Annotated in this window: 16 protein-coding genes; 9 read left to right on the top strand and 7 right to left on the bottom strand. The window is 55.3% G+C overall.

The window, feature by feature from the left end; genetic code table 11:
* The first annotated feature begins 149 nt into the window (after nucleotides 1-149).
* The 5 genes from OHL21_RS16530 to OHL21_RS16510 all read left to right on the top strand — a co-directional run bounded on the left by OHL21_RS16530 (nucleotide 150) and on the right by OHL21_RS16510 (nucleotide 9,540).
* Nucleotides 150-1,541 carry an AAA family ATPase gene (locus OHL21_RS16530; protein WP_263418392.1) on the top strand — a complete coding sequence of 464 codons (1,392 nt, stop codon included), beginning with the start codon at nucleotides 150-152 and terminating at the stop codon, nucleotides 1,539-1,541.
* A 1,222-nt stretch (nucleotides 1,542-2,763) separates the two neighbouring features.
* Nucleotides 2,764-3,282: a hypothetical protein gene (locus OHL21_RS16525; protein ID WP_263418391.1), complete on the top strand. Its 519-nt coding sequence runs from the start codon at nucleotides 2,764-2,766 to the stop codon at nucleotides 3,280-3,282.
* 889 nt (nucleotides 3,283-4,171) lie between these two features.
* Nucleotides 4,172-6,904, top strand: coding sequence for a patatin-like phospholipase family protein (locus tag OHL21_RS16520; protein WP_263418390.1), 2,733 nt, complete (start codon nucleotides 4,172-4,174; stop codon nucleotides 6,902-6,904).
* 483 nt (nucleotides 6,905-7,387) lie between these two features.
* Nucleotides 7,388-8,086, top strand: a complete 699-nt coding sequence (locus OHL21_RS16515; protein ID WP_263418389.1) for a hypothetical protein — start codon at nucleotides 7,388-7,390, stop codon at nucleotides 8,084-8,086.
* Nucleotides 8,087-8,646: 560 nt separating this feature from the next.
* Nucleotides 8,647-9,540 carry a hypothetical protein gene (locus OHL21_RS16510; protein WP_263418388.1) on the top strand — a complete coding sequence of 298 codons (894 nt, stop codon included), beginning with the start codon at nucleotides 8,647-8,649 and terminating at the stop codon, nucleotides 9,538-9,540.
* Between the two features lie 181 nt (nucleotides 9,541-9,721).
* Here the strand turns inward: OHL21_RS16510 and OHL21_RS16505 are convergent, their stop codons facing one another.
* Both OHL21_RS16505 and OHL21_RS16500 read right to left on the bottom strand, forming a co-directional pair.
* A complete protein-coding gene (locus tag OHL21_RS16505; RefSeq protein WP_263418387.1) occupies nucleotides 9,722-11,149 on the bottom strand; it encodes a tyrosine-type recombinase/integrase in 1,428 nt (475 codons plus the stop codon).
* Nucleotides 11,150-11,470: 321 nt separating this feature from the next.
* Nucleotides 11,471-14,908: a TonB-dependent receptor gene (locus tag OHL21_RS16500; RefSeq protein ID WP_263418386.1), complete on the bottom strand. Its 3,438-nt coding sequence runs from the start codon at nucleotides 14,906-14,908 to the stop codon at nucleotides 11,471-11,473.
* Nucleotides 14,909-15,515: 607 nt separating this feature from the next.
* Between OHL21_RS16500 and OHL21_RS16495 the strand changes: the two genes are divergently transcribed.
* Both OHL21_RS16495 and OHL21_RS16490 read left to right on the top strand, forming a co-directional pair.
* Entirely contained in the window at nucleotides 15,516-15,962 is a 447-nt protein-coding gene (locus OHL21_RS16495) for a CHRD domain-containing protein (RefSeq protein WP_263418385.1), read from the top strand.
* Nucleotides 15,963-16,004: 42 nt separating this feature from the next.
* Complete coding sequence (locus OHL21_RS16490; RefSeq protein WP_263418384.1) at nucleotides 16,005-17,453, top strand: lanthionine synthetase LanC family protein; 1,449 nt, start codon at nucleotides 16,005-16,007, stop codon at nucleotides 17,451-17,453.
* A gap of 269 nt (nucleotides 17,454-17,722) precedes the next feature.
* On the opposite strand, the gene OHL21_RS16485 is transcribed toward OHL21_RS16490, so the two are convergent.
* Nucleotides 17,723-18,157, bottom strand: a complete 435-nt coding sequence (locus OHL21_RS16485; RefSeq protein ID WP_263418383.1) for a hypothetical protein — start codon at nucleotides 18,155-18,157, stop codon at nucleotides 17,723-17,725.
* A gap of 164 nt (nucleotides 18,158-18,321) precedes the next feature.
* On the opposite strand from OHL21_RS16485, the gene OHL21_RS16480 reads away from it, so the two are divergent.
* Nucleotides 18,322-19,299 carry a glycosyltransferase family 2 protein gene (locus OHL21_RS16480; protein ID WP_147648619.1) on the top strand — a complete coding sequence of 326 codons (978 nt, stop codon included), beginning with the start codon at nucleotides 18,322-18,324 and terminating at the stop codon, nucleotides 19,297-19,299.
* On the opposite strand, the gene OHL21_RS16475 is transcribed toward OHL21_RS16480, so the two are convergent.
* Nucleotides 19,259-19,516 carry a FliM/FliN family flagellar motor C-terminal domain-containing protein gene (locus tag OHL21_RS16475; protein WP_263418382.1) on the bottom strand — a complete coding sequence of 86 codons (258 nt, stop codon included), beginning with the start codon at nucleotides 19,514-19,516 and terminating at the stop codon, nucleotides 19,259-19,261. The two genes, OHL21_RS16480 and OHL21_RS16475, sit on opposite strands and share 41 nt — an antisense overlap.
* Nucleotides 19,513-19,830, bottom strand: coding sequence for a FliM/FliN family flagellar motor C-terminal domain-containing protein (locus tag OHL21_RS16470; RefSeq protein ID WP_263418381.1), 318 nt, complete (start codon nucleotides 19,828-19,830; stop codon nucleotides 19,513-19,515). Before OHL21_RS16470 ends, OHL21_RS16475 begins: the two co-directional genes overlap by 4 nt.
* 118 nt (nucleotides 19,831-19,948) lie before the next feature.
* Here OHL21_RS16470 and OHL21_RS16465 point away from each other — a divergent pair, with 118 nt between their 5' ends.
* Nucleotides 19,949-20,833 (top strand): flagellar motor switch protein FliM, encoded by an 885-nt coding sequence (locus OHL21_RS16465; protein ID WP_263418380.1) that lies wholly within the window; start codon nucleotides 19,949-19,951, stop codon nucleotides 20,831-20,833.
* Here the strand turns inward: OHL21_RS16465 and OHL21_RS16460 are convergent.
* Complete coding sequence (locus OHL21_RS16460) at nucleotides 20,811-22,961, bottom strand: WD40 repeat domain-containing protein (protein WP_263418379.1); 2,151 nt, start codon at nucleotides 22,959-22,961, stop codon at nucleotides 20,811-20,813. The genes OHL21_RS16465 and OHL21_RS16460 overlap by 23 nt on opposite strands.
* Nucleotides 22,962-24,710, bottom strand: coding sequence for a SpoIVB peptidase S55 domain-containing protein (locus OHL21_RS16455; protein ID WP_263418378.1), 1,749 nt, complete (start codon nucleotides 24,708-24,710; stop codon nucleotides 22,962-22,964).
* Nucleotides 24,711-24,962 lie beyond the last annotated feature (252 nt).

Below are 24,962 nucleotides of genomic sequence, written 5' to 3'. Positions count from 1 at the left end.
CGTATGATAGACAAATTTTGTGCAGAACGTCTCGCTGAGGCCGAACCTCGTCGGCTTTATGTTGGTTCTAGGATGTTCATTTCTACGCTATCTCTTATTCGCGATACCCGATTTTCGGTATCTAAGATCGACATGCAGCAGGAGCCCAATTGAGTCTTCACGTTAACTACGAAATCCGCTGGAAGAACTATCGAGCCTTCAAGGACACCAATTGGATTGTTCTAAAGCCGTTAACAATATTCATTGGCCCAAACAATGCTGGTAAAACGAGTGTCGCAAGCCCATTGCTTCTAATGGACCAGACAATCTCCTCTCGTGAAGCGATTGTCCCATTAGTAACGCGGGGCCCCGTTATCGATCTGGGCTTATACAGAGACATCGTTCACAATTGCGACACGACCGAGAAACTTACTCTCGGATTTCGATATCACAGACACACTGATCCCCCCAAGAGACTCGGAAAACTCGGCTCATATCCGCCAGGTGCGATCGAGGCAACGCTCTCTTCTCTACGTCATTCGGAAGACCCGCTGCTGTGCCAGTTCGCGCTCAACGATCTGTTTGATCGCAAACTATTCTCTCTGAACCTAGGGGAAGACGGAGAATACCGATTTGAGAGCCAATGGCTAAAGATCAAAGATGCCAAAGAGCTCCAAGCAATTGAGAAAAGCAGGCCTGTTAATTTTCTTTTTTCTCCAGCTAGCGCCCTGCGAGGCTTGCAGCTCGTGGGCGGCAGAGAGAAGACCTCAGAAGCGAGATTCTCGAAACCTTTCCAGATGTACCTTCGCTCTCTCGGCTTCATGTTCGAAGAGTTACTAGATGTATTCCGAGATCTAGCCTATATTGGACCGCTACGAGATCGACCTCGTCGATACTACGAAATCTCCAATGACATGCCGGCATCTGTCGGATCGCATGGAGAGCACATGGCGACACTTCTGCGTAGGCGTTTGCCCCACATCCGCACAAGTCTCAATAAATGGATTCGCGAATTTGAATTCGGACGCGAGCTGAGGGTCAAAAGCACCCCCGATGGTCAGCTCTGTTCATTGGCTTTTGTAGATGCGAATGATTCCCGTGAGATAAATATCGCCGACTGCGGCTTCGGTGCGTCGCAAGTTCTGCCGCTCATTGTGCAGGCACTGACGGCCCCCTCACAGAGCATCACAATCGCAGAGCAACCTGAAATCCACCTGAACCCCCGCCTCCAATACACACTGGCCGATCTTTTTGTCGAGATGGCCAACAATGACAGGCGTGTCATCGTAGAAACACACAGCGAGCATCTATTATTGAGACTTCGTCGGCTCATTGCACAAGGACGTATCGCCCCAGATATGGTGTCTTTATACTTTGTCGAAAGAAAGGATGGTATCTCGACGATCGAAGATATCCCCCTTCTTTCTGATGGCAGGATAGAACAAGACCGCTGGCCTAAAGGATTTTTTGAAGACAGCCTTCGTGAGTCGTTAGCCTTGGCTACAGAGCAAGTAAAGTCGAACGCAAAGAGATTAAAGCGACGGGGGACGAATAGGCCTTAATGCTTGACGATATCGTAATCGACACAAATGTCATGCTTCATGCTGAAAATCATCAAGAGCAGCGACAGAAGGCCGCACAAAATCTGGTTGAGTTGCTGTACCGCGCAACAACTAAGCTCTGTGTGGACGCTGGATTCGACATGGATCCAGCGAAAAACAGGAGCATCATTGGGCACGAGTACATCAGTCACTTGCGAGCTGGCTCACTAGGCTACATTCTTGTCACGCATCTAGCTGCGTCAAATAGAGTATCGATAGTACCGAAAACTGTTCCGACATCAGTTGGACGTCACATAAGGCAAGTACCAAAAGGGCCAGACCGTACCTACGTCTGTGTCGCGCACAATGCAAGCGACAAGACCCTGGTCTCTCACGACTTTGGTGATATTCCCGCGTCCGTTAGAGCAAGGCTCAAGAACGGAATAGCTGTTCGGGTTCTTGACGCCAGTCAGGCTGGGGGGCTTCTTTAGCATGCGAAGCGCGAGTCCTTTACAGGCATCTAATCGCTATATTCACAAGAATATGAAAAATACTAGCGGCAAATCAAAGCTCGCTCGGTTTTTTAAGGCCCTGAAACAGATCGTATTATGGAATCGTTAGTTACGAAGGAATAGGCGCAGAATTATGGACTTCTGCCGCGATAATGGCTCATCAAAAGATCCCACGGATTTTAGAAGGGATTGAAGAAACGGCCCGTGCTGCTATACACGGTGAAACGTCCTTTTAGACGGAGTCCTGGTGGATAAAAATGGCAACACTCGTATTGGATACAGCCCCCAGACATTGTCGGGATCTACTCGGTCTCAAGTCAGCGATCCCGAGCATATCGTGGAGCAGAAATTTCACGTGCCATTCGCCGTATTCAGTCTGCTAAAGAAGTTGTGACGTACAACGGGGAAAATCGCGATCTTTGCGACCTCGGTCGCTTTGCTGGATTGGACGGGGATCTTTCTCTCTCCCGAATCCATAGCGACATGAGGAGCGTTTGCTGGAGCGACCGAATTTGGGGAAGCAACTTGACGTCGACATACTCAAAACATTTCTCCTCATGTCCCGATTTTGCCGCTTCTTATGAGGGGGACAATCGGCGCGACGTCTATTTGTGACCTAAATCGGGACATGGTGATACAGCCTTTTCCGGGAGACCTGCTCATCCATTTTCTCAGGATCGAGACACTAGAGTGGAAATTTTGTCGTATTATCGTCGCATTTAGGAGACAAGATGGGCGATGACCTGAAGTGTAAGAGCGCGGACGAGCTGAGGAAATGGAGTGACTCTCGCAAATTTTGGGCAGAAACATGCCGCACCATGATACTTGGCGCCGTGGGAGCCTTTCTCTCGTTGAAATTTATTAGTCACGTCGATGACCTCGATAAGGCCCTGATCGGGACGCAGATGACCTTACGATCCAACGCTGTAGAAGCGTTCATCGCCGCTTCTCGACAATATAGCGTTGCAGCTGGCGATTTCTGTGCATTTAACAGAAATCGCGACAAATTCGAAAGCGAAAATGTTGATGTTTTCCGAACATCTTTGACACGTATCCAAGCGTATTATGCCAAACGACCTTTGATCATAGATCAGACAAACGTGGCTCGCGGCCTAAGTGACGAACTGTTCAAGAAGTGCAACGGCAATCCAGATAGCTCTACGAAAGCACAATGGCACGATTCAAAAAAAGCCTTGGATGATGCCAATACAAAATTAGCGTCCATGGCTCTAGAAGAGCTGGGACAGTAGGGTAACTACCTGTATCTCTTGTCGGGGCAGGCCGAGCGGATATAGTCCCGCATCGTTTCAGGTTGGCACATTAAGCGAAAGGCTTATGGCTGCCTAAAAACTGCCGCCTGCGGCGGCACGTGCGCTTAGATTTGCCGCGACGAACTCCCCAGCAGGGCGAGCGGCAAATCAGAATCATCTTTGGTAGGTACGCCGGGCTCCATGATGGCGACACCATCTCCCTACGCCAGCCTTTCCGCCAAAGAACGGCTCCGATCGGTTCACAGTCAACGCAGCTTGTTGCGCGGATCTCTTTTGAATTTATTGCGGGTCTCTGCTGCTTTGGACGCCTTACCCTTGGTATCGCCCGGTTTCCGGTTGCGGTATTTCCCGTCCTTCCATGCCCTGCAACACGCGGTCCGCATGCTTGATGGCGTTCACGCGCCGATAGTGAGTTTCAATCATCTGCACTGATGTTCTCATCCGAGAATACACGTCCACGGACTACCCGGTACGAATCGCCGCGCCGGAGTCATGCAGTCAAAGTGCCGCAGTGAAAAGCAGTTTGCATTCGGCTGTACCAGTGCTAGAGTTTCCGTCGAATCTCCTTTACCCCCGGGCTGCAACGTTGCAAAGTTCTGATGATCTCATCTCCTGGAGTGCACGCATGCGCGTCTACCTGCCTTTGACCTGCGTCGGACCAATTCTCCGCGCTGTTGAATCCCAGAACCCTAACGATTCGCCGGTTAGTCGACGACTCCGTACGGAGCCGATGCATTGGATCCGTCGTGCTGGGAACAAGTTCGCTGTCCGCATGTTTTGGTTTCTGCTTTTGCTAACGGTTCTGTACGGCGGAGCTATGCAGCTCCAGTTCAGCTGCTACGTGTCACAGCCAAGCCATCTCGGAGTAGTGATTCCGGAACAGTGCGCGCACAAATCCGGGCCTGATCTCATTCAGCTTGAACTGAGTCGTGATGCAAGATGCTTCACGAACGCAATTGCGGCCGAGACAGATACAACGAATCAGACGAGGGCCGATCGCACCAATAATCTTCACCTAGTCACTGCCAATACCAGACTCGATTTCGGCTTCATAGCCCTGTATTGGCTCACGTTTCTGGCCTTGGCAAGCCTCTATGCTCTTGAGCAGCCCAAACGCGCGGCCCGACTACTCTTCACAGGCGTCGCAGTAGCCATCTCCGTCACGGCCGCTTGTGATATCGCTGAAGATTTCTATCTTTTGCGCGCGCTGTCCGCAGTCGAACTTGGACGCCAGCAGTTCACTACACCCGGAACGATCTCCACAGTGAAGTGGTGCATGCTTGGCGTGTCCGCGGTTCTGCTGGGTTTCTATCCCATTGGGGACTCGAGGTGGCGCAGGAGGTTGCTAGGCGGCCTGTTGATCATAGCCGGCGCAGTAATCGTTTGGGGAACACTGGCACAAGCTAACCCGAGCGTCGGCATGTTCCTGCTCACGCTCGCTCTCGTACTGGCGATTGTCCTTTATTCTCCCGGCAACTTGCAGCGCTTCATTCTGTATGCGTACCTGCTGCGTTTCCCGGTCATCACCGCGCTCCTGCTTGCCGTTATTCTTCCGTCCGGCTATTTCTACGCGCCGTCCATCTTCTACGGGCTGTTCGATGCCATAGCCCGAACATCCTTTTTCCTCATCTGCTATGCCTCTTTTCTGCTTGCGCTGATCGTCATGATCACGGCACGGCTCATTTTGGTGTACGCGCCCGAACGGTTTCCGGACCTCAGCGATGCAAATCCTTCACTTGGCGCATCATGGTGGCCTACCACGTTGTTTTCGCTATTAGCTGCGCCGATGATCGCGATGACCTGGGTTGGCACACAAAATGCGCTCAGCATCGAGACGAAACTGCTCGCGGTCCTACTGGCGGCGCTCGGCGCTCTGGTTTTTCTAGTGATCACCGCCTTGATTCATGCGCTGGTTGAAGACCCCGATGGAACGAAGACCGTGTGCGCGCTATATCCACCGCTCCCCTTTGTCCAGCCTCGCGGCGGCCCTCCTTGGCTGCCCTCTAAAATCGTTGCTGCGGTCTTGGCAAGAGCATTGCCCAAAAGCCTACAGACAGGGCTGCTAAGGAAGCAGACGGTCGGCGAGGTGCAAGTAACAGTGCTCCGGTCGGGCCATCGTCTCGCAGGAACGGCCCTTCTAACTACGCTGGCCATCTACCTTGTCATCGGAATAATGACTTCGCCCACGAAAACCGATGATCCTCCGGCAGCAATGGTCTATGTCATCCTCCTTCTTTGCCTGTTCGCATGGTTCTTTTCTGGAATATCCTTTTTCCTAGACCGGCTGCGCATACCTGTTCTTACGACCGTATTTGTCTCCTCTATGCTGCTCGCCACGGCCGGTGGAACGGACCATGTATTCGAGCTCAAGACCCACCAAGCAGTCACCGTGCTGCCTCCCGACCAGGTAATCAAGAGCTGGGCAACTCGTCGCAGCGAGGGGAAAAACCTGGTCGTTGTAGCTACGGCTGGTGGAGGCATTCGCGCTTCGGCGTGGACGGCCCAGGTACTCACAGGTTTAGCAACTGACTGTACCGTCGGTTCTACGAATCGTTTTCTATCTTCAGTCGTACTTATCAGTTCAGTTTCTGGCGGGAGTGAAGGTGCAATGTACTTTACCGGGCTATACGACGGCCAAAGCATTGATGCAAACATGCTGAAGTCGATCAATCGGGAAGCCCGCGCATCGGACCTGGGAGCTGTAGGCTGGGGACTCGTTTATCCCGATCTGCTGCGTACCGTACCCGGGTCCAACATGCTTAACCTCTTGCATATATGGCCGACCGGGCAATATATCGACCGCGGTTGGGCGCTCGAAGAGGAGTGGACAAAGCACTGGGCTAGGCGCGAGCAGACACCCACGTTAGCCGCTTGGAATGACGACGTCGCTCACGGAGCCAGGCCCGCCAACATATTCAACGCCACCGTGTCCGAGACGGGCAATCGGTTCATTGCTGCCACAACGGGACTCTATGAGCAGCCCGACAGGGCCGAGGCCGCAACCCTCCAGTTCTTCTCCTTCTTCCCAAGCTACGACCTCAGTGTCGCGACAGCAGCGAGGCTCTCCGCAACGTTCCCATACGTATCGCCCATGGCCCGTGCCGAGACGGACAGAAAGTATGCCCAACTGCACTTCGGGGATGGTGGGTACTACGACAACTCCGGAATGCTGAGTGCAGTGCAATGGCTCATGGGGGCCGGTGCGGCGCTCGATCAGTACGATGTGTACCTGCTCATCATCGATTCCGCATCCGAGGACAAGTCCAGCGGAGCTCCATGGACGTGGCAACGGCAGATCCTCGCGCCAGTCGGAACGCTAATGTCGGTGCGCACTAGTTCGCAGCAAACGCGCGGCAAAATCGAGCAGGATCTCCTCCAAAAAGCGCTCAACCGTGTTCTCAGCACCAACAGCCACACTCACCTGATCCCTGTTCGAGTGCCCTATCGCGAGGAATCGACGACGCCCCTCTCATGGCATTTGAACCCTGAACAGACACTTGAAATTGATACGCAGTGGGCGGATCAGGAAAGGCAAAACACGAAATTGGATTCGTTCAAGGCAGCACTTGGTTGCAGACGAACGCTCGAGCCCAATAAATAGGGCACTCTGTCGCGCCGCAATTCCAAACGCAGCCACCACATGCCGTTGGCTTTGAACTCACCTACTCCGGCACTGACACCGGTTCTTCGCTCCCGATACGTCCAGGTAGTCGGCGAGCAGGAGCATTCAAGCTGGCCCGGCCAGATCGGGTAGATTCAACAGTTCACGCTGGACTAGAGAGGCTCCCAAGCACTAATTCCTCATCTTGGAGCTGGCACGGCCGCGCGGCAAGTAGATCAAATTGTGGGAGCTAAGATGGCTTGCTTCGCGAACCAACTGACCCCACACGCATTTCAGGCGTGTGGCTTCAACTTTTTTCCTCTTGACGTGCGATGACATCACGGAGACGATGGGAACGCTAGGAATAGGTAGGCTGGTTCAGCGCTCACGGCACAAGTATTAGCTGTCATTGGAAAATTGAAGGGCCCCGTAACGAACTAGAAAAATTGGTTGTGGAGTTAGATTTTCTGGAACAGGAGCGCCTTGACGATGGATACGCCTCATCAGCAGTCACCCTATATTGCCGAAGAATCTGATCTCTACCCAATTCACTCGCTCAATAGAGCGCAATGGCAACTCCGCATTTTGCCATTCATGACGTGGTTTGTAGCACTGGTCTCCGTGATTTTGCTTGCCGTCAGCATCTCCGACATGGTGCTCGTGCGTCGTGATATTCAATCTCCCGACGTAACTACCATACGGGCACTGATGGAGCGCACCCTTCCCGAGAACGCTGTCAACTCAAATCCAAATCAACAAATCACTCGTAGCCTGCTCTTGCTGGAGGCGGATGCACTGGACAAGCGGTATCACCAGGCGAATGCCCTCCTGATGTCGCGAATCTGGACAAAGCACCTTGCCTTCATCACCGGCGAGATCATGGCTCTTCTCGGAGCGGTCTTTATTCTCGGCAAGTTAAAGGAAGATCCCGCGAAGATTGGCGGCGGTGCTACAGGTTGGCGTGTAGATATAGCGAGCACATCTCCGGGTATCGTACTAGCGTGTTTCGGAACAATTCTTCTTATCGTTGCCGTGACCTCGCAGACCCGAATTACTGTCACCGATCATCCTGTATACATCGCACCCCATGTTCTTCCCGGAGCCACCGTCGCTGGCAACAAAACGGAGACGGTGACACCGCCGAATACGGAGATCATCACAGAATCAAAATCTAAGCACTGAGTGAATGGGGAAGTAAGGTGAGAAGGTCTTTATTGCTGGCGCTTATATGCTCTGCCTTCTATTGCTGGAATGGTTCTGCTCAAAGCCTTTCCTCTATCGAGAAGGAATGGGCAACACAGCATTACCCTGACCCCGGCAACGACGCCGTTCGGAAAGAACTCTTGAAATATTGGAATGGGCCCGGAGGGAGGAAATGGGAAGTCGCTTACATGATAGGCACTACAGAATGCCGGATGGCTGGCCTCCAGCCTGATGGTCAAAGGATGCTCGGTCATGCCCTTGACCGTGGTCGTCTAACAGACAAACAACGGGATGTCATTCAAAATGAGATCGATCGATGCAGAGTTACATCCGGAATCCCACCGACACAACTTCCTAGCTCTGGCGCGAACGGTGCGGCTGAGTTGACGGCTGGCGTCACAGGCTACAGCAAAAGCGGGTACCTCGTCTACAGCAAGAACAGTAAAGCTAGCTCAGTTATCATGACATCTCCGATCTTATCGGATGACCTGTTGGCGCGAAGGATCCCGGTTGGGAGCGACGATGACAGGAAGTCAATCTTGGCCGACCTCGCCCTTAATCACTCCTACGATCTGCTTCGCCCCATACGGAGCCAACATTTTCAGCTAGGACATGCTCAAGTCGATCAATTCTTGGTTTTCTCCGATTTACCCGACAACGCTGTAGCAATGCGAACAGGTGTATGCCTCGCTCCGTACAAGTCCAGCCTGATTCGCGACTTCAAGATGGAGCTTCCGAACGATATGGTGCTTGTGTACGCTCTCCCAATCGTCGGATCGGTGAACGAATACGCCGAGGCCCTTCATCGCCTTCAATTGCCGCCCGGAACAGTCGCATATTCGGTTTACGAGGATCTCTCAATCGTAGGAATGGGAGGAGAAGAAAGCTGTGGCACACTTGCTCACGAGTTGACTCACTTGATGATCCGGGGCAATTTTGGAGATGCACCGGCTTGGCTTGAGGAAGGACTCGCTTCAGAAATCGCAGTCGGAATTCCCAGCGTCAATTCGTTCCTCTTCGAGAAGAGTTGGCGTGACGAGATGTTGCAAAAAGAATGGTCTCAGCGGCCATCGCTCGCTACTCTGATCGATGGCGGATGGGACATGTATCAGGCAAAGAGCCAAGATGATCTTCAACGCGCAGCCGCAGTGAATGCGATGGCCGCATGTTTCGTTCGATATCTCGATAAGCAGGGCGTTCTCCGGGAGGTATATTCGCAAATCAAAAATCAGGGGTCAGATGCAGAACAAACTCCGCAGGTGGACCAAAAAGAGATCCTGCAGAGCGCACTGAGGAAGCCTTTTGCTGAAATCGAGCAGAACTTTTCCGTTTGGTTTAGCGACGAGATGAAGCCTGCGCCGTCAAGACCTGCGGCGGCCCGTCATTCCGCAAAGCCGAGCGTTTCACTGAAAGGAACAGGGGCGCTGCACTAATTACAGCCGCCAGGGCAGCACGTGCGTGGAGATTCGCCGCTAAGAACGCCCCAGCGGGGCAAGCGGCAAATCCAGAAAGATCCCGTCTAAGAGCGTCCGGGCCGGACGACGGGATCATATCTCCCCTGCGCCAGCCTCCGCCAGCGGCTCCGGCCAAAGACGGCTTCGGAAGGTTCCACGATCAGCCTGCCCTGCGATGCTGACCTCGCTTGGATTTATCGTGCGTCTCCGCCGCCTTCGACGCTTTGGCCCTGGTAGCGTCCACTTCTGGGTGTGGCAGCTCCCATCCCGCCATGCCTTGCAATACGCGGTCCGCGTGCTTGACGGTGTTCACGTGCCCATAGTGGCTCTCAATCATCTGGACGGAAGTTCCCATCTGCTCAGCGAGGAAATACACATCCACCCCTTCCTGCAATCGGAGCGTGGCATACGTGTGCCTGAAGCAATAGGTCGAGCGCGGCACGCCCTGCGTGCCTTCGCGCAGACTCGCCTCATCCAGAAGATCAGCAATCAAAGTGCTGTAGAGAGTTTTTGCGGGAGTGCCCGTGACGTTGGTAAAGACGCTGTCATCCGGTTTAGTGGCTTTGGAGATAACCCGGATGCGCTCCAAATAATCTCCGACACTCTTTGGAGCCACCAACCTGCGAGACTTGCCCTTACCCTGGACGAACAGCACGACAATCTCGCGCCCCTCGCGATCTTTGGCCGGCATGATGTCGCGCCAGCGTAGATTCTTCATCTCTGCCGGCCTCATCCCTGTATTGCAGGCAACCAGAATCATGTTGTACGTAACGGTCCGATTCCAGACGCTTGAAGGCTTATCTGCCTGCGCAATCCACTTCCTTCCGACCGTATGGAGCTTGCGGTACTCCTCCAGCGTGAACTCGTCGCGTCGCATGGTCTTGAGCTTGGGCCGCTCATCGAAACGCTGGCTGGTCGGCACATACCGTTTCTTGATGGCGTAGTTCATCACCGCGCCAAAGATGGACATCTCGAAGCGGATGGTGGAATCGCTGATGAAGGGAACCGCCCGTCCCTCCGTAGGTTGGACTTCGATCGGCTTCAAAACCCTGATGCCTCGGGTGTGCTGTACCTTGGTGCGGCGTTCGGCTTCCTTATTCGCAAAGGCTTGCGCCATGTCGGCAGTGATCTCCCGAACGCCGTTACGCCTGTTCCGCCCCGCACCGTTCTCCCGTCGCCATGCCGGATAGCCACCCCAGAGCTCATCACCGATCAGGTGGACCTGGGTCGAACCGACATATCGGTCTAAAGCGCCTTCGATGATGGCCCGCATTTTCTTTGGACGGGCTGCGCTTATCTCTCCGCGTTGCGCCCGTGCCTCCTGTGTCAGCAGATACTCTCTTCCTACCTCGCGGAAGGGATGGTTGAACACAGGTACATCGTGCTTTAGACGGAATCGGATGTCTGCATCCTGATCGAAGGCGCGCTCACGCGCCGCATCGATGTCGGTCGTTTTGAGCGAGACGGTCTTGTAGCGGTCGGCCTTCGGTATCTTCATGCGGCAATACCACATGCGATGATCCACGTCGCCGCGCCGGAAGATAATCAGACCCGGCTTGAGTTCCGCTTTGTCGGTGACGAATGCCACGTTCGCCCCTCCGTCCGCTTGACTCGTTCTGTGCAGATTCTGTGTAGATTTTTCTGCTAATCCTCTGATTCTTCGTAGTTGTGTAGGAGTTGTATGGGGATTGCTCAAAAGATAACTGCTGTATTTTTATATATTTACGATATATTTCTCATCCCGAAGGGATCTGCTTCATCTGTTCTTTCCTTCTCCGAAGCGTTCCGATTACTACGAAATGACAATGAGAATCCCAGCCGCCGGGCAAGGGACAATGTTCACATGAGATACGTCACAAACGAAAAGGGCCACCGCGTCGCGGTGGCCCTTTTCGGTTAGCAGTTACGCTTAGAAGCTGAACTTCGCTGCCGCCTGGAAGATACGGGGATCGTAAGCGGCAGTGGCGTTGCCGAATGTCCCCGAGCTCAAGGTGGTGGTGAAGCCAGATCCGCCTGAAGTGCCGAAGAAGGGATGGTTGAAGACGTTGAAGCCTTCGAGGCGCATCTGCAGCTTCAACCGTTCGTATAGCTGGAAGTTGCGGCTCAGTGAAAGATCCAGGTTGTAATACTTGGGGCCGCGGAAAGCGTTGCGGCCGACGTTTCCGAAGGTCCCGACGGCATTTTGTGTGAATGCTGCTTTGTTGAGATAAGCCAGGTTTGCCTGCCGCTGGATGTGGTTGTGGGTATAGACATCTACACCTGGGACGTAATTGGGACGGTCACGTAATTGACCATTTCGTGAATTGTCGATGCCGCTCATGATGTCCATTGGAACGCCACTCAAAATGCGAATAATCGGAGAAAGTTGCCAATCGTTCACAACGGCGCGGGCAATGGGGTTGAGTGATTTGAAATTGCTGGAGGCGACGATGGACGTGTTGAAGATATGCCGCACATCGAAGCCGCAATTAGCGCGGTCGCCGCGAGGATAGTAAGGATTCTGGTTGACAATACCCGCGACGTCACCGGGTGCGTCACCGACCGAGATGCAGTGCGACCATGTGTAGTTGGTCAGCAGGCTAAAGCTGTTCGACATGCGGTGTTGGATAGCTGCAATAACGCCGTTGTAATTGGAGTCGTAGCCATCGCTGATGAGTGTCATCGTGGGGCTGAAGTACGCTCCTTGCGTCGGGCTGGAGAGCGCCAGAACAGTACGCTGAGCGGCGTTACCGGTCGTCGAGCAGGCGGTGCCGGTACCAGGAGATACCGTTAGAGCTCCGCATGATCCGGGGCCGGTCCACGTACCCGGAATGTATGTAGCCGGGTTGATTGCGCGGCCCAACCAGAGGTGGGCGTTGTGGTTGCCGAGATAACTGATGGACATCATCCAGCCCCGGCCAAGGTCCTGTTGGACAGATGCAGTCCACTGGTAGATGGTTGGGGTCCTGATGTTCCGCGGAAGCAGAACGTAATAGGCATTGGTCGGGAACGTCGCCGAGGCGTCTGGCGGGAAGGTGCCAGGAAAGGGGTTGCCGCCCTTATAGTTCGCATACGGGTTAGTCAAGTCCACCGGCCCGGTAACAGCAATTTCGTTGACGAACGGCGGGCTGGAGGTCAGGCGCTGTGAGGTGAACAGGTTGGGAGAGTCATACATGATGGCTGAGCCCGCGCGGAAGACGGTCTTGCCGTTGCCGATGGGGTCATAACTGATGGAGAAGCGCGGCGAAAAGTTGTTCCAGCGGTTGTTCGTGAAGCTCTTCGGCACGCCGTTATCACCGTAAAAGAAGACTCCGGCCGGCGCGTTCGGGAAGACCGTGCTGTGCGTGTTCGCATTGAAGGCTGCCTGATCGAAGGTCGAGCCACGCCCGTACTTGTCGGTCTGGTACAGCATGGGTTCGTACCGCACACCCAGGCTGAGCGTCAGATGCGAGTTGAAGTGGAAGGTGTCCTGTGTGTAGAGCGAGAAGATGTTCTGGCGATAGCTCGTCTGCTGCTGGCGGCTCTGGCCGAAGCTGTTCTGCTTTCCTGTCAGGAAGTCGATCATCGGTTCACCGGCGCTGGTTGCAGCGCCGCCGCCGACATATTGTCCGCCGCTGGCCGCGCCGCTGAACGAGAAGTTCCCATTCTGCAGATAGCCGGAATTGGTGTTATCGCCGGTACGGATGTACTCGCCACCGAAAGCGATCTGGTGCTTGCCTTTGATCCAGTCAACATCATCCGAGAAGGTTTCGGTGTTGACGTTGAAGAATCCCGGGGAGCAGGTACCGCAACCCACGGAAAACTGGTTCGTTACAGACAAGCGCAGATCAGCAGGGACATAAGTAAAGATGTTGACGCCAATTGTGCGAGCATTGATACCGCCTGCGGTCGGTCCGCGATTATTACGGCGGCGCGTATAAGAGGCGTGCGCGCTGTTCACCAGGTGGGGCGTGAGTGTGAGCGTATCACCCAGCGTATACGCCATAACTCGTTGATCGTTACCGGCAGTTGTGGTCAAGAGTAGATTCGTGGGTGAGAAGTAGGCCGGGGCGTTGTAGTTGGTGATAAACGTGCGGAAGAAGAGATTGTGATTGCTGTTGATGTTGTAGTCGAATCTTCCAATGTACTGGTCTTCGGTGAAGTTTGCCGGAATTGCGACGCTGATGGCGCCAGTGGTCGGATTGGCCAGTGGGGTGGGAAGATACTTCACCAGGTTCAACGCCGTCTGTGAAAGGCTGCTGGTGGGAATCTTCCTGTAGTTTGCCAGATTCGGATTGGTGTTGATCTTCGAGTTTGTGGCAGGGTCATACAGATTGCCGTTGTCCGCGATGGCACGGCCGCACTGTGCGCCGACTGCGGGCATCTGACTGAAGTCGCCCGCCAGCTCTGCTGTTGTGGGGATGCAGGAGTTTGTCGCTGCGCTTACCTGACGATTGCGAGTGCCCTGGTAACCGAAAAAGAAGAATGCCTTATCGGTGACTACCTTGCCACCGATGGTGCCGCCAAACTGATTGCGTTTTACGGTGTCTTTGATACCAGAGAAGAAGTTGGTCGCATTCACAATGTTGTTGCGAATGAACTCAAAAGCCGAGCCATGCCATTGATTCGTGCCGGAGCGAGTAACGGCGTTTATCAGGGCTCCAGGGTGAAGTCCATTACGCGCCGGCAGTGAATTCGACTCGACCGAGAACTCCTGCAACGCATCCGGGAAGGGGAACGGAAGGTTCACGTTGGTAAAGTTGTCGGTATAGCCACCACCGTCGAGCAAGTAGTTGTTGTAGTTACCCTGCGATCCAGCGACCGAGATCACGACCGAAGTGATGTAGTTTTTCGAACCGACCATGTCACTGCTGGGCGCAACCACAGATCCGCCGGTGAGCAGAACCAACTGCGTCGCCTGACGGCCGTTCAAGGGCAGCTCGGTAATGCGCTTCTGATCGATGACTTGTTTGTATGTCGCAGACTCTGTTTCGATGGCGACCCCGGATGCTGCAACTTCTACAGTTTCAGTAGAGGTACCGACACTGAGCGAGGGGTTAATCGTGATGCTGCTGCCGACTTCGAGTTGAAGACCCGTCTGTGAGTAGCCCTTGAAGGATGTTGCAGCGACCGTCAGGGTATAGGGTCCCGGTGGAATGTTGGGCAGCGAATAGCGCCCCTCGGAGTCTGTGATGGTGTTGCGCGCGACTTTCGTGTCGTTGTTGGTGATCGTGACATTCGCGCCGGCGATGGCTGCGCCTGTCGGATCGGTTACTGCTCCCTGAAGACTTGCGGTCCCGCCGGTCTGTGCAGGAAGTGTGAGTGCAGTCACGAAGAGAAGAAAGAACGCAAAAATACACGTTATCCCACGTCGTTGGCCTAAAGTCATACAAAACTCCTTCACGATATTTGGTCAGACCAATTCGGAGAACAGGATTGATCGCTGCCAAAATTTGGAGGGAACTATAGGGGTCTGAATAGACGAGGGTCAATGAAAATTTCGTCCCTCTATTGGATTTTTTCCATTGATGAAACGATAAGAAAAGAAAGATCTTGGAAAACTTTGAATTTATCGGGGAAACACAGTCGGTGATGGAGAGTAATGCTCGATCAGCGGCGAACCTTCTCACATCTCAAAAGGCATGACCAGCGATGTGTCGGGTGGCGATCTAAGGTCTAACCAAAGTTCGAGACCAAGAGAAAATCAACCGACTTCGTTCGAGCTCCGCCCTTTTTTCAAAGAGAGATGCCTTCGCTTGACGTGGATCAGTCTGAGCTCTAGCATCACCTTCATGATGCGTCGCCCCGATCAGCGTTGTTGTTGCTCCCGCTAAGCCTTTTTGGCTTCCAGCAGGTTGAGCGCACGCGTTGTTGAGCGGCATCTTTCTTCCTGACATTTGAGTTGTTGTGTCTCTTCAGCGATGCCGTGCGCAACGCCGCCTGGAAGCATCACTCTGGCCCTCTAACTTTGATTTGTTGTTTGAGAGGAACGTCATATGTCTTTTCTGCAGATTCGTACCCAGATGCGTTTCGCCGTTGCAACCGCCGTTTTGTCCGTTGGATCGTTGAGTGCTTTTGCAGCGCAGGTCTCACTGAAAGCTGATCTGGCAGGCTCCCATGAAGTGCCGGCAAAAGATGTTGCCGGTACTGGCACGCTGACAGCAACCCTGGACACAGACACAGGTGAGTTGAAATACCGCGTCAGCTTCAAGGGTCTGACCGGCCCTGTCACGGCAGCACACTTCCACGGACCGGCAGGGGAGGGCGTCAACGCAAAGCCACAGGTTCCCGTCAACGCAAACCCGATCGAGAGTCCATTGGAAGGTACAGCAACCTTATCCCAGGAACAAACGAAAGATCTGCTGGATGGTAAGTGGTACTTTAACCTCCATACCGCTGCGAATCCAGGTGGCGAAATTCGCGGACAGGTCGTAAAGGAATAAACGGACAGGCCGAGTAAGGAAGTAGCAGGCAAGGAGAGAACCGTGTACCGGTTACATCTGCTGCAGCAGGATCGATCGAGGCGTTCGTTTCTCAAGGGCGCATTTGCTTCCGCGGTTGCGGGCTGCTCGTTGCCGGCACTGGCGGTTCCGGCGAAGATGTCGTCTGCACAGACTCGCAACGAGTTATTGCACGGCGCCATGGAAGCTGCGCGATGGATTCGCGCCGGAGAGATGAAGACCTCGCAAGGGAAGTATTGGTTGCCCGAACCAATTCATCCCAGCCGCGAGCTCTCTGCAGCGCAGAGCAGAAACATCCGCCGCGGAAGCGCGGGGATTCTCCTTTTTCTTCTCGAAATGTATGCAGCTACCGAAGACGCCACTTACCTCGAGGATGCGGTAAGTGGCGCTCGCTTTCTCTCCACTACGTGGCCACAGATGCTGCGGTCTCCGGAGGTAACTCCCGGAACTCGGCACTCGTTCTACGATGGTCTGGCCGGTGTGGGCTTTGCACTAACAGAGACCTGGCGCATCAGTCAGGAAACAACGATTAAGCATGCGGCAGACGCCATCACTGGTTATCTAAGCGAGTCAGCCGTTCGCGACAGCGATGGTGTGAGCTGGTCAGAGACATCGAGCATCGCGGGCGACAGCAGCGTCATCCTCTATCTGCTGTATGCGGCGCAGATACTGGATGATTCCGGTTATCGTCATGTAGCAGCGCAGGGAGCCGACAGATTAGTGGCGTTGCAGGATTCCGGTAACTCAGCCCACCTGAGTGAACTTCCATCACGCACGATCCAGCGAGCAGATGGAACGTATGTCCCCAACTTCGAGTACGGCGCCGCAGGTATCGCTTACACCCTGGCTCGAGCGTATGAGGACACCGAACAGGCTGACTATCTGCAGGCAGCGCGTGAAGGTGCGCTTCGGATTGAGCGCCTTGCATGCCGGCAGAACGAAGGCGTTCTGATTCCGTACTGTCTGCCTGCGCAATCGACGAGCTTTCAGATCGGTTTCAGCCAAGGAGCCGCCGGAACCGCGCGTCTGTTTTATCAGCTGCATAAAGTTACTGCCGATAACGCGTTCTTCCAGATGTCACAAAAACTGGCTGACGGCATCCTCGGCGCCTTGCAGCGTCCATTGACGACAATGGCGCCGAAAGAAAATGCGCTCTGCCAGCACTCGGGCAAAGCCGGTGTGATGGAGTTCCTGTTGGGGATGGGAAAGGTGACACGGGACGCACGATACAGGGAAGCGGTAGATCGTATCGGGCAGGAGACCATCCAGATGATTGACTTTTATGGTCACCGCAGCCGCTGGTATGACAGCTACAGCCACGTTCCCGCTCCGTTCGATACGTGGGAGACAGGATATTCGTTTGGAGCTGCAGGGATCGGAAGTGCTTTGTTACACGCTGCTCTCGGCGGTTCGAGCGGCTGGCAGCCGATCACGTGGCCGGATAATCCATTTCCATTGAGCTCACGGCGCTAGCGGTGGGGCAATGTATTCAAGCTTTGCTCGATTTTTGTCATTTCGGAGCGTTCGGGGTCCCCGGCCAGCTTCGCCGGCTAGGGTGAAGCGTAGCGGAGAAATCTGCTTCTCTTACCGCCACTTTTCCGGTTAGTGAAAAAGATGGGTCGCGCGTAGCGCGACCCCATTCTTCGCGATAAAACCGCAAAGAATGGGGCAAAAACAGATTTCTCCGAGATCGCTGCGAAATGACAAACAAAGAAAACCTATATGTCGATACCGCTAGGCCGTTATTTGGTCTTGCAGCCGCGCTCGTAGACTTGCGGTTTCTTCCACTCTTCGTTCGTGGCAAGCAGGATGCACTCCTGGCCGGTCTCAGTGTCGATGCGGTAAGTGATATTGCCCTGACGATAGACCTGGTATTTGCCGGAACCGGCAAATCGTGCGCCATTTACGGCATTGGGCTGCTGGGAGTCCGTCAGAGGTGCTGATGGCTGAATGATGATCGGCTGGGTGGCGGAAGAAGGCGCAGCAGGGGTGGCGGTCGTCGTCTTCGGTTTTTCTGGCTCGCTTGCGGCAGGTGTCGATGTCTGCGTATTTCCTTCGTTGATGGAGGTAATTTCGCCGTTCGCCATGGAGTGCGAGTTGCGCCAGTTGGTATAGGCGACGTAGCCAAACCACAGAAGAACAATTGCAACCGCCGCGGCGATCAATTTGCGGGCCATAGGTATCCGTTCCCATGATGCCAGAGGGCAGGTGCCCTTTGTCCACGGGGGAGAACCTACTTGAGGACCTCTTTTCTGCCACTTGTGCTCGCAAGGCTGACGTCAGGGGGCAGATAGCAAGCCCTGATTCGGCAGAGGCCGTCTCAAAGGCGTAAACTACCAACGTGCCTAAATACTCTGTCGTCGTGCCGTTTCACAATGAGGAAGAGAGTGTCACCGCGCTGTATGACCGTCTGAAAGCGGTGATGGAGCAGGTCGGTGACAGCTTTGAGCTTGTCTTCGTGGACGATGGTTCGCGCGACCGCACTTACCGTCTGCTGCGTGAGGTGGCCGCGGTCGACAGCCGCGTTGTTGTGATTAAGCTGCGACGTAATTTCGGCCAGACCTCGGCGCTGGCTGCCGGGTTCGATCATTCGCAGGGAGACTTCATTCTCTCCATGGACGGCGATCTGCAGCATGATCCGGCGGAGATCCCGCTCTTCCTCGCCAAGCTGGAAGAGGGATACGACGTGGTGAGTGGATGGCGCGCACGCCGCCTCGACAATGTCGTCATGCGGCAGATTCCGTCACGTATCGCCAACTGGGCGATGGCGCGCCTCAGCGGTGTTGAAATTCACGATTTCGGCACGACCTTCAAGGCATATCGCCGCGAGTTGATTCAATCCATCCCGCTCTATGGCGAGATGCACCGTTTTATCCCCGCACTTGCAAGCTGGTATGGAGCCAGCATCTGCGAACTGCCGATCAAGATCAGCAATCGCGAGCATGGTAAGAGCCACTACGGTATCTCACGCACGATCCGCGTCTTCTTCGACCTGCTGACGATCCGTTTCCTGTTGAAGTACATGACCCGGCCGCTGCATTTCTTCGGCCGCATCGGTCTGGCGGGGTTTGTCACCGGCGGAGCGATTGCGCTCTGGCTCGCCGTGCTTAAGCTTTTTCTGCACCAGCACATCATGGCCGCACATGGACCAGCGATGGGTTTCGCCGGTGTGCTTGTCCTGGCCGGCATTCAGATGATCGGAATTGGCCTGCTGGGCGAGTTGCAGGTGCGCCACTTCCATTCGACGCAGCATCGCGCACCGTACGCCGTGGACCAGGTTATTCGTTCGCGCTCGTCTGAAGAGTCTCTGATGCAGTAGTGGACAGGATACGGACGGCGTAGTTGCCGTCCACTGCCACGACTTCTGCTTTTGCGATCTCTTTTCCGCCGGCAAGAATGCGGACGGGTTCGTCGAGCGTCCGTTCCAGAGAAAAGACGTCGCCCTGGGTGAGTTCCAGCACCTCTCCCAGCGGCATGTGACGTGTGCCGAAGCACAGGGTCAGCGGCAGTCGCAGATCATGAAACTTTTCCCTCATGTATGCTGCGCTCCCATCTGGAAGCCGGAGATACGGACGCCAAGCTGGTCTCCCACCCGTTCAAAATCCACCATCGCCAGAAATACCTCACCGGCGCTTAGAGGAACATCATGGTTGGTTGGCCAATGGCTGACCAGGATCTGGCCCGGGGATAGTGCCATCAGATCGCCCAGAGAGATATGAGGGAGAGGGATCGAGACCGAGAGTGGTACCGACAGGTGCGCCAGGGAATTCCACTCTTCCGGAGCCGGGTTCTGCTCGCTTGCTCCAGGTTCGGGGGAGCCGGGGTGTGCGGTCTCGACTACGCTTTCCATGCCCGGTAGTGGAGCATGTGCGGTGCCATTCGGCCGATTCGGGTCTTAGGGGTCCTTAATAAGAGATCTCTCAACTTCCCGCTCCCGACTTGGCCCTTCAGATGTATCGATACGTGGCATGGGTACGGCACACTCCCCAACAACACTTAATCTGGCAACCCGGAAGACGATTACGAAGGCGCAGATGCAGGCCCTTCAGGAGCTGAACCAGGCGTTTTCAAGAACATTCAGCCTGAGTCTCTCCGCATGGTTGGGAGCCAACGTTCAGATCAGCATGACCGGCGCTGAGCGCCAGGTCTTTACCACGCTGCTCGAGAACATCGATGTCGAGAACACCTATTTCTCGTTCTGTCATTTTGCCCCGGTAGAAGGAGCTGCCATCATTTCGATGGAACTGAAGTTGATTGCGCCCGTGATCCACCTTGGCCTCGGAGGCATGGACCTGGAACAAGAGATTGAGGAGCCTCGTGAGCTGACCGACATTGATGTCGCCATCATGGACATCCTTATGACCCGCCTGTGCGGAGAGTTGAATCAGCTCTGGACTCAGTGTGGCTTGCGCAGTGAGTATGGCCAGCGCATTCTTCCCGCCACACTGGGAAGGCTTTTTCCCCGTACCGAAGACATGCTCTGCGTCACCTACCGGATGCACATCGGCAACATGAGCGGTGTGATGCAGATTGCTCTGGCAACTGCGGTCAGTGAGACGGTGCTGCGCGAATTGGTGCGGCAGGACAGTAAGAGAGTACAGAATCCGGCGACGCGGCAGATTTTGCGTTCGCGTCTTTCCAACATGAATATCGAGGGGGCGCTCGAGACCCTCCCCTTCAAAGTTACTGCTCAGGAAATCGTCGGGCTTGAGCCGGGCGCTATCGTGCGCACCGGCATCAATGAAGGCACAGACTTCCTCTTTGTCATCTCCGGTGAAAGAGTCTGGACAGCCAATGCAATTGCTGTCGGTGAGCGCCGAGGCGCTCACCTTATCGACCGGCGGACCGAATAACCGTCTTTGCGGTTGCTACGTTTTCAAACCGGTCGTAGATCCTCACCGCTAAGGTGTGTTCAGATGCTGAGCCAGTTACCGGCAGGGTAAAGTCGTAGCGCTCTGTGGGCGAGTCCGATAATTTGCCCGCAGGTTCCAGATATCGCCATGGTCCCGCATCGAGAGAATACTCAGCGTGATTGATGGCTGAAGTGGCGTCGGTCGCTTCCAGTGTGGCGTGAATCTGGTTATTCGCCATCGTTGCTGTCAGCTGGCCTGGAACGGGAGGCGTGGTGTCGACCTCGAAACGTTCACTGACCCGTTCTCCCGTGAGCGTCTCAACGGGATTATGGCTAGGCGCGTCGGATGCGACTAGCTTCAGCGTATAGCCTCCATCCGGAAGCTGCGCCGCCTCCCATGAGTAGTACTTCTCGTTGATCTGGTCTTTCAACAATCGCCAAGTCGTTTCGTTGTCTCCTCGGTAATAGACCGAATACATCAGGTCGTCGCCGTTATCGTCGTGGGCGGCCCAGCGAGCGGTGATGGAGTTCTTGTCCTTCTGGGCGACCAAGGGAGGGTTCGCGTCCTGAGGGATGACGAAGCCAGGATTCGCACTTGCGCGCGGGAAGGTGATCTGTACCGTCTGGCCTTGGCCCGCAGGTTGCGGATTCATCCGCGCACCCGCCTGCACAACCAAGTCATCGACCATTGGGGCCAGGTTCTTGGGAAGGTAGTTCAAGGTAACCGAGTCGATTTTGGAATCGGGGCCAAGTACAGCCTTCCATTGGGCATAGCGAGCATTCGTTAAAGTGGAGGGCTTCGTATTGGGAGTGACCTTTATCCAGTCGGTCCAGTTGATTTCAGGGTTCTCGACATTCCCCGAGCGGAGGTAAAGTTCCGTCGCCTGGGAGCCTCGCAGCTCGATTCGGCCCCACTGCGAAAAGACGCCGGCATCAAAAACATCGGAAAGATAGGTGTTGTTTGTTGCAGGCTTGTCGTCCAGACGGAACAGCCGGCCGGAGTTGCTGGTCGCAAGATAGACCCCCGTTGCCGTTGGTGCGAAGGCCATGGCCTGAGAGGCGTCGAGGTGCGCGATATCGGTGAAGACGCCAGGAATTGTGGGATCCGTGGCGTAGATACGTCCGCGATTCCCGGTGGCAATGAGCAGTTGGCCGCTGCGCATTGTGAGGGCGTAGATCACATCTTCGCGCAGCGCCAGCAAGCGGCGTGGTGTTCCATCTGGAGCGATCTGGTAGATCTCTGATCCGTCAGGAATCAGGGTATTGGAGGAGGCAGCGTTGGCCGAACCCGGAAGAATGGTCACGGAGACGGCCTGATTCCCTTGTACGGGAAGGGGAGGAAGGCTGGGACTGCGCTTATCGCCGACGCCTGCCGCATAGAGCATGCCATCAGGCCCCAGAGCCAGAGCTGTAATCTCGTGCCGCGGTGCGTCATAAAGTGCAAATGGCTTCTCGCCCGGCTTGATGCGGTAGATCACGCCCGCGCCATCGGAGCCGGCATAGAGCGTTCCGTCGGGGCCGAGCAGCAGGCAGCGGATATGCTGGTCGCCGGACTTGAGCAACAGCTCAGGTTTCCCGCCGGCAGTCAACCTGTAGATTGCCGCTGGAGCGCCGGTCGCGACATAGATCTCGCCTTTCGGAGACAGAGCGATATCCCACAAGTACTTAGGTTTCTCGGGAAGACTTGCCGTATCAAGGATTACCGACGACTGACCTGGGCCATCGATCCGATAGACCTTGCCATCTGGCGAGGTGGCGGCATAGAGCTTTCCGTTTGCCGCGATGCGTAGCGCCTGGATAGCCATCTCTTTTGTTTCGAAGAGTTTTTCGGACTTTCCTTGACCATCTACTTTTAGAACGGCCGCGGTTCCGCCAGACAGAGCTCCGCTCCCCAGATAGGCATTGCCCGATGCATCCACCGCTGTGGTCCAGAGGTAGTTGCCGTCACTGGTAAAGACGAGGCGATTGGAGGGAGCCGGCAGCAGGCTGCCATCAGAACGTATGGCGACTCCGTTCGGTTTACCGCGTTCGAATTCGTCATAGCGTGACTGCGTCCACTGACGTGTTCCTTGAGCACTAAGTGTCGCAACAGCAGTAATTTGCAGGAGAGATAGAATCTTTAGCTTCATTTAGCGGATATTCAGAGTCAGAACCTGGGACCCGGTCAGGGCATTATCGATGGGGGCTGAGCCGGCTTCGTGCAGGCTTTCTCCGTTGAGGTTCATACGCCGCGAGTCCTGAAGCGGCTGGTAGATATTGGCAATGGAGAGTGGGACCTGGGGTAGCGCCTGCGCATTGACGACCGCTTGAGCTGCGTGGTCCAGCACTGTCACATAAACCCGATCATTCGGGTGCCGGTCATTGAGCTGCGTAATAGTGTCCCGCAGGGATAGGGACGAGGGCAGCTGCTGGGCAAGCAGGCGGTCGAGAGTCGCTCCATCTGAGACCAGAATGCGCACCGGGCCGGGGTCGAGGGTGGAGGGCAGCTTTACCGGGATACGAATGATCCTCGCGGCACTCTGGTAGGGAGTGACGGTCGTCTCGACGGTGATCTCGTCGCCGGGGGAGGCTTCAACAACGCTGAGGCGCGCCGCTTCGAGCTGGGCTGTGCGGCGGCCGGGAAGAGCCTCCACCTTTAGATCGAGAGAGGTGATCGTTGGCTGCTCGGCCGGAGAGTTGTAGATGGGCTGGAAGCGGTCATTGACGGAGAGAGCCGCGACAATCGCGGCGGGCGCGAGTTCTGTCTGTGCGGCAACAGTCGAGAAGCTTACCGGCGGATAACCGGCCAGGCTCATCGTTCCACTCACCCGATAAGAGAGCTCCGACGCGTAGGCATTGGTGCCATGAATAGCCTGATAGACGGAGGCCAGCAGCGCCTGAGGAGTGAGTTCCCGGTTGTTGAGGACCCGGAAGTGCATTGGTTTGCCACCATTGACCGCCACGGTGACGGGAATCATCTCTGCCGTCTGGCCGAACTGACCGAGGATGGCTGATGCGCGATCCTGGGTGAAGGCGCCAACGGTCTCCGTCGTATTCACGATCTTGAAGGAGTTCAGGGGCGACGAGAGTGTAGCCAGCACCTGAGCCTTGGTCATCGGCATGGAGATATTGCCGTACTGCGTGATCGGGTGACCACAGGCGAGCAACTGCTTCGGGTCGACGTAGGTGACAGTGCAGGTGCCGGCGATAGAGAGATCGCCATCGACCAGAACGGCGGAGACGGCCGAGCCGGGCACAATCGGCTCCGGCTGTTTCTCTCCAGGCGACGCCGAACCGATGCCGGCTACCGGGTTCAGGCCCAGCGCAGTGAAGCGGTCCCGGAAGAGCGCCACCGTATCCTGCGAGAAACCCGTGAAGACGAGCGAGGTCTCCATTGGGACAATCTCACCTGAGGTGGATGTTGGCCGGGGAGTAGCATCCGCGACTCCGGAGGTGGCGGCTGGTGTCGCTGGAATCACGGGGAGAGCGGAATTGCGCACCTGCAGCATCTGCTCAATAGGTGTGATTCCGGCAATAGGCTCCTTACTGAACTGGCCGATCCGGTAGCTGAGCGCACCCAGGAGCTTGCCATCGATATACACCGGGGAGCCGGACATACCCGCGACGACGCCGGTGTACTCCGGTTTTGTCCCATGCAGCCGTGCGAGGATCATGTCCTGTCCCGGGCCGATGGCGTTGCGGAGCAGGCCGAGGATCTCAACATCCATTGGCTCAGGAGTGATGCCCTCGAAGACCGTCCATGCGGTGGCATGCTGGCCGCGGTGGACCTCTTTGAGCGGATAGAAACTCGCGGACGCAGGCGGGGCAGTGCCCGCTGATTGGCCAATTGCGGCCAACGGGAGAGTCACCAGGACGAAAGCTAGAGCGGCGCGAAGCATCTGTTTAACTTAAAGAGCAGTGTACGAGATTCGACGCATCGTTTTTCGGCCAGTTAGCGAAGAAGTGTCATCGGTAACTTGGCGGCGAAGTGTAATAGGTAATGCTCCTCTGCGTCTTTACCGGTAGATACCGGGATAAGCCCCGAAGGAAAGGAGAGCCCAATGCGTCTGAAATGTGACAATTGCCCCTGCGGAAGCACCTGTACCTGCCCGATTTGTAACTGCGTCGGCCGTCGTTAAAACCGAACCGCG

Origin of the sequence: Terriglobus albidus, assembly GCF_025685425.1 — a bacterium.
GTDB classification, from domain to species: Bacteria; Acidobacteriota; Terriglobia; order Terriglobales; family Acidobacteriaceae; genus Terriglobus; species Terriglobus albidus.
Note: the sequence above shows the minus strand (reverse complement) of the source record. Positions and strands in the feature narration are given on the sequence as shown.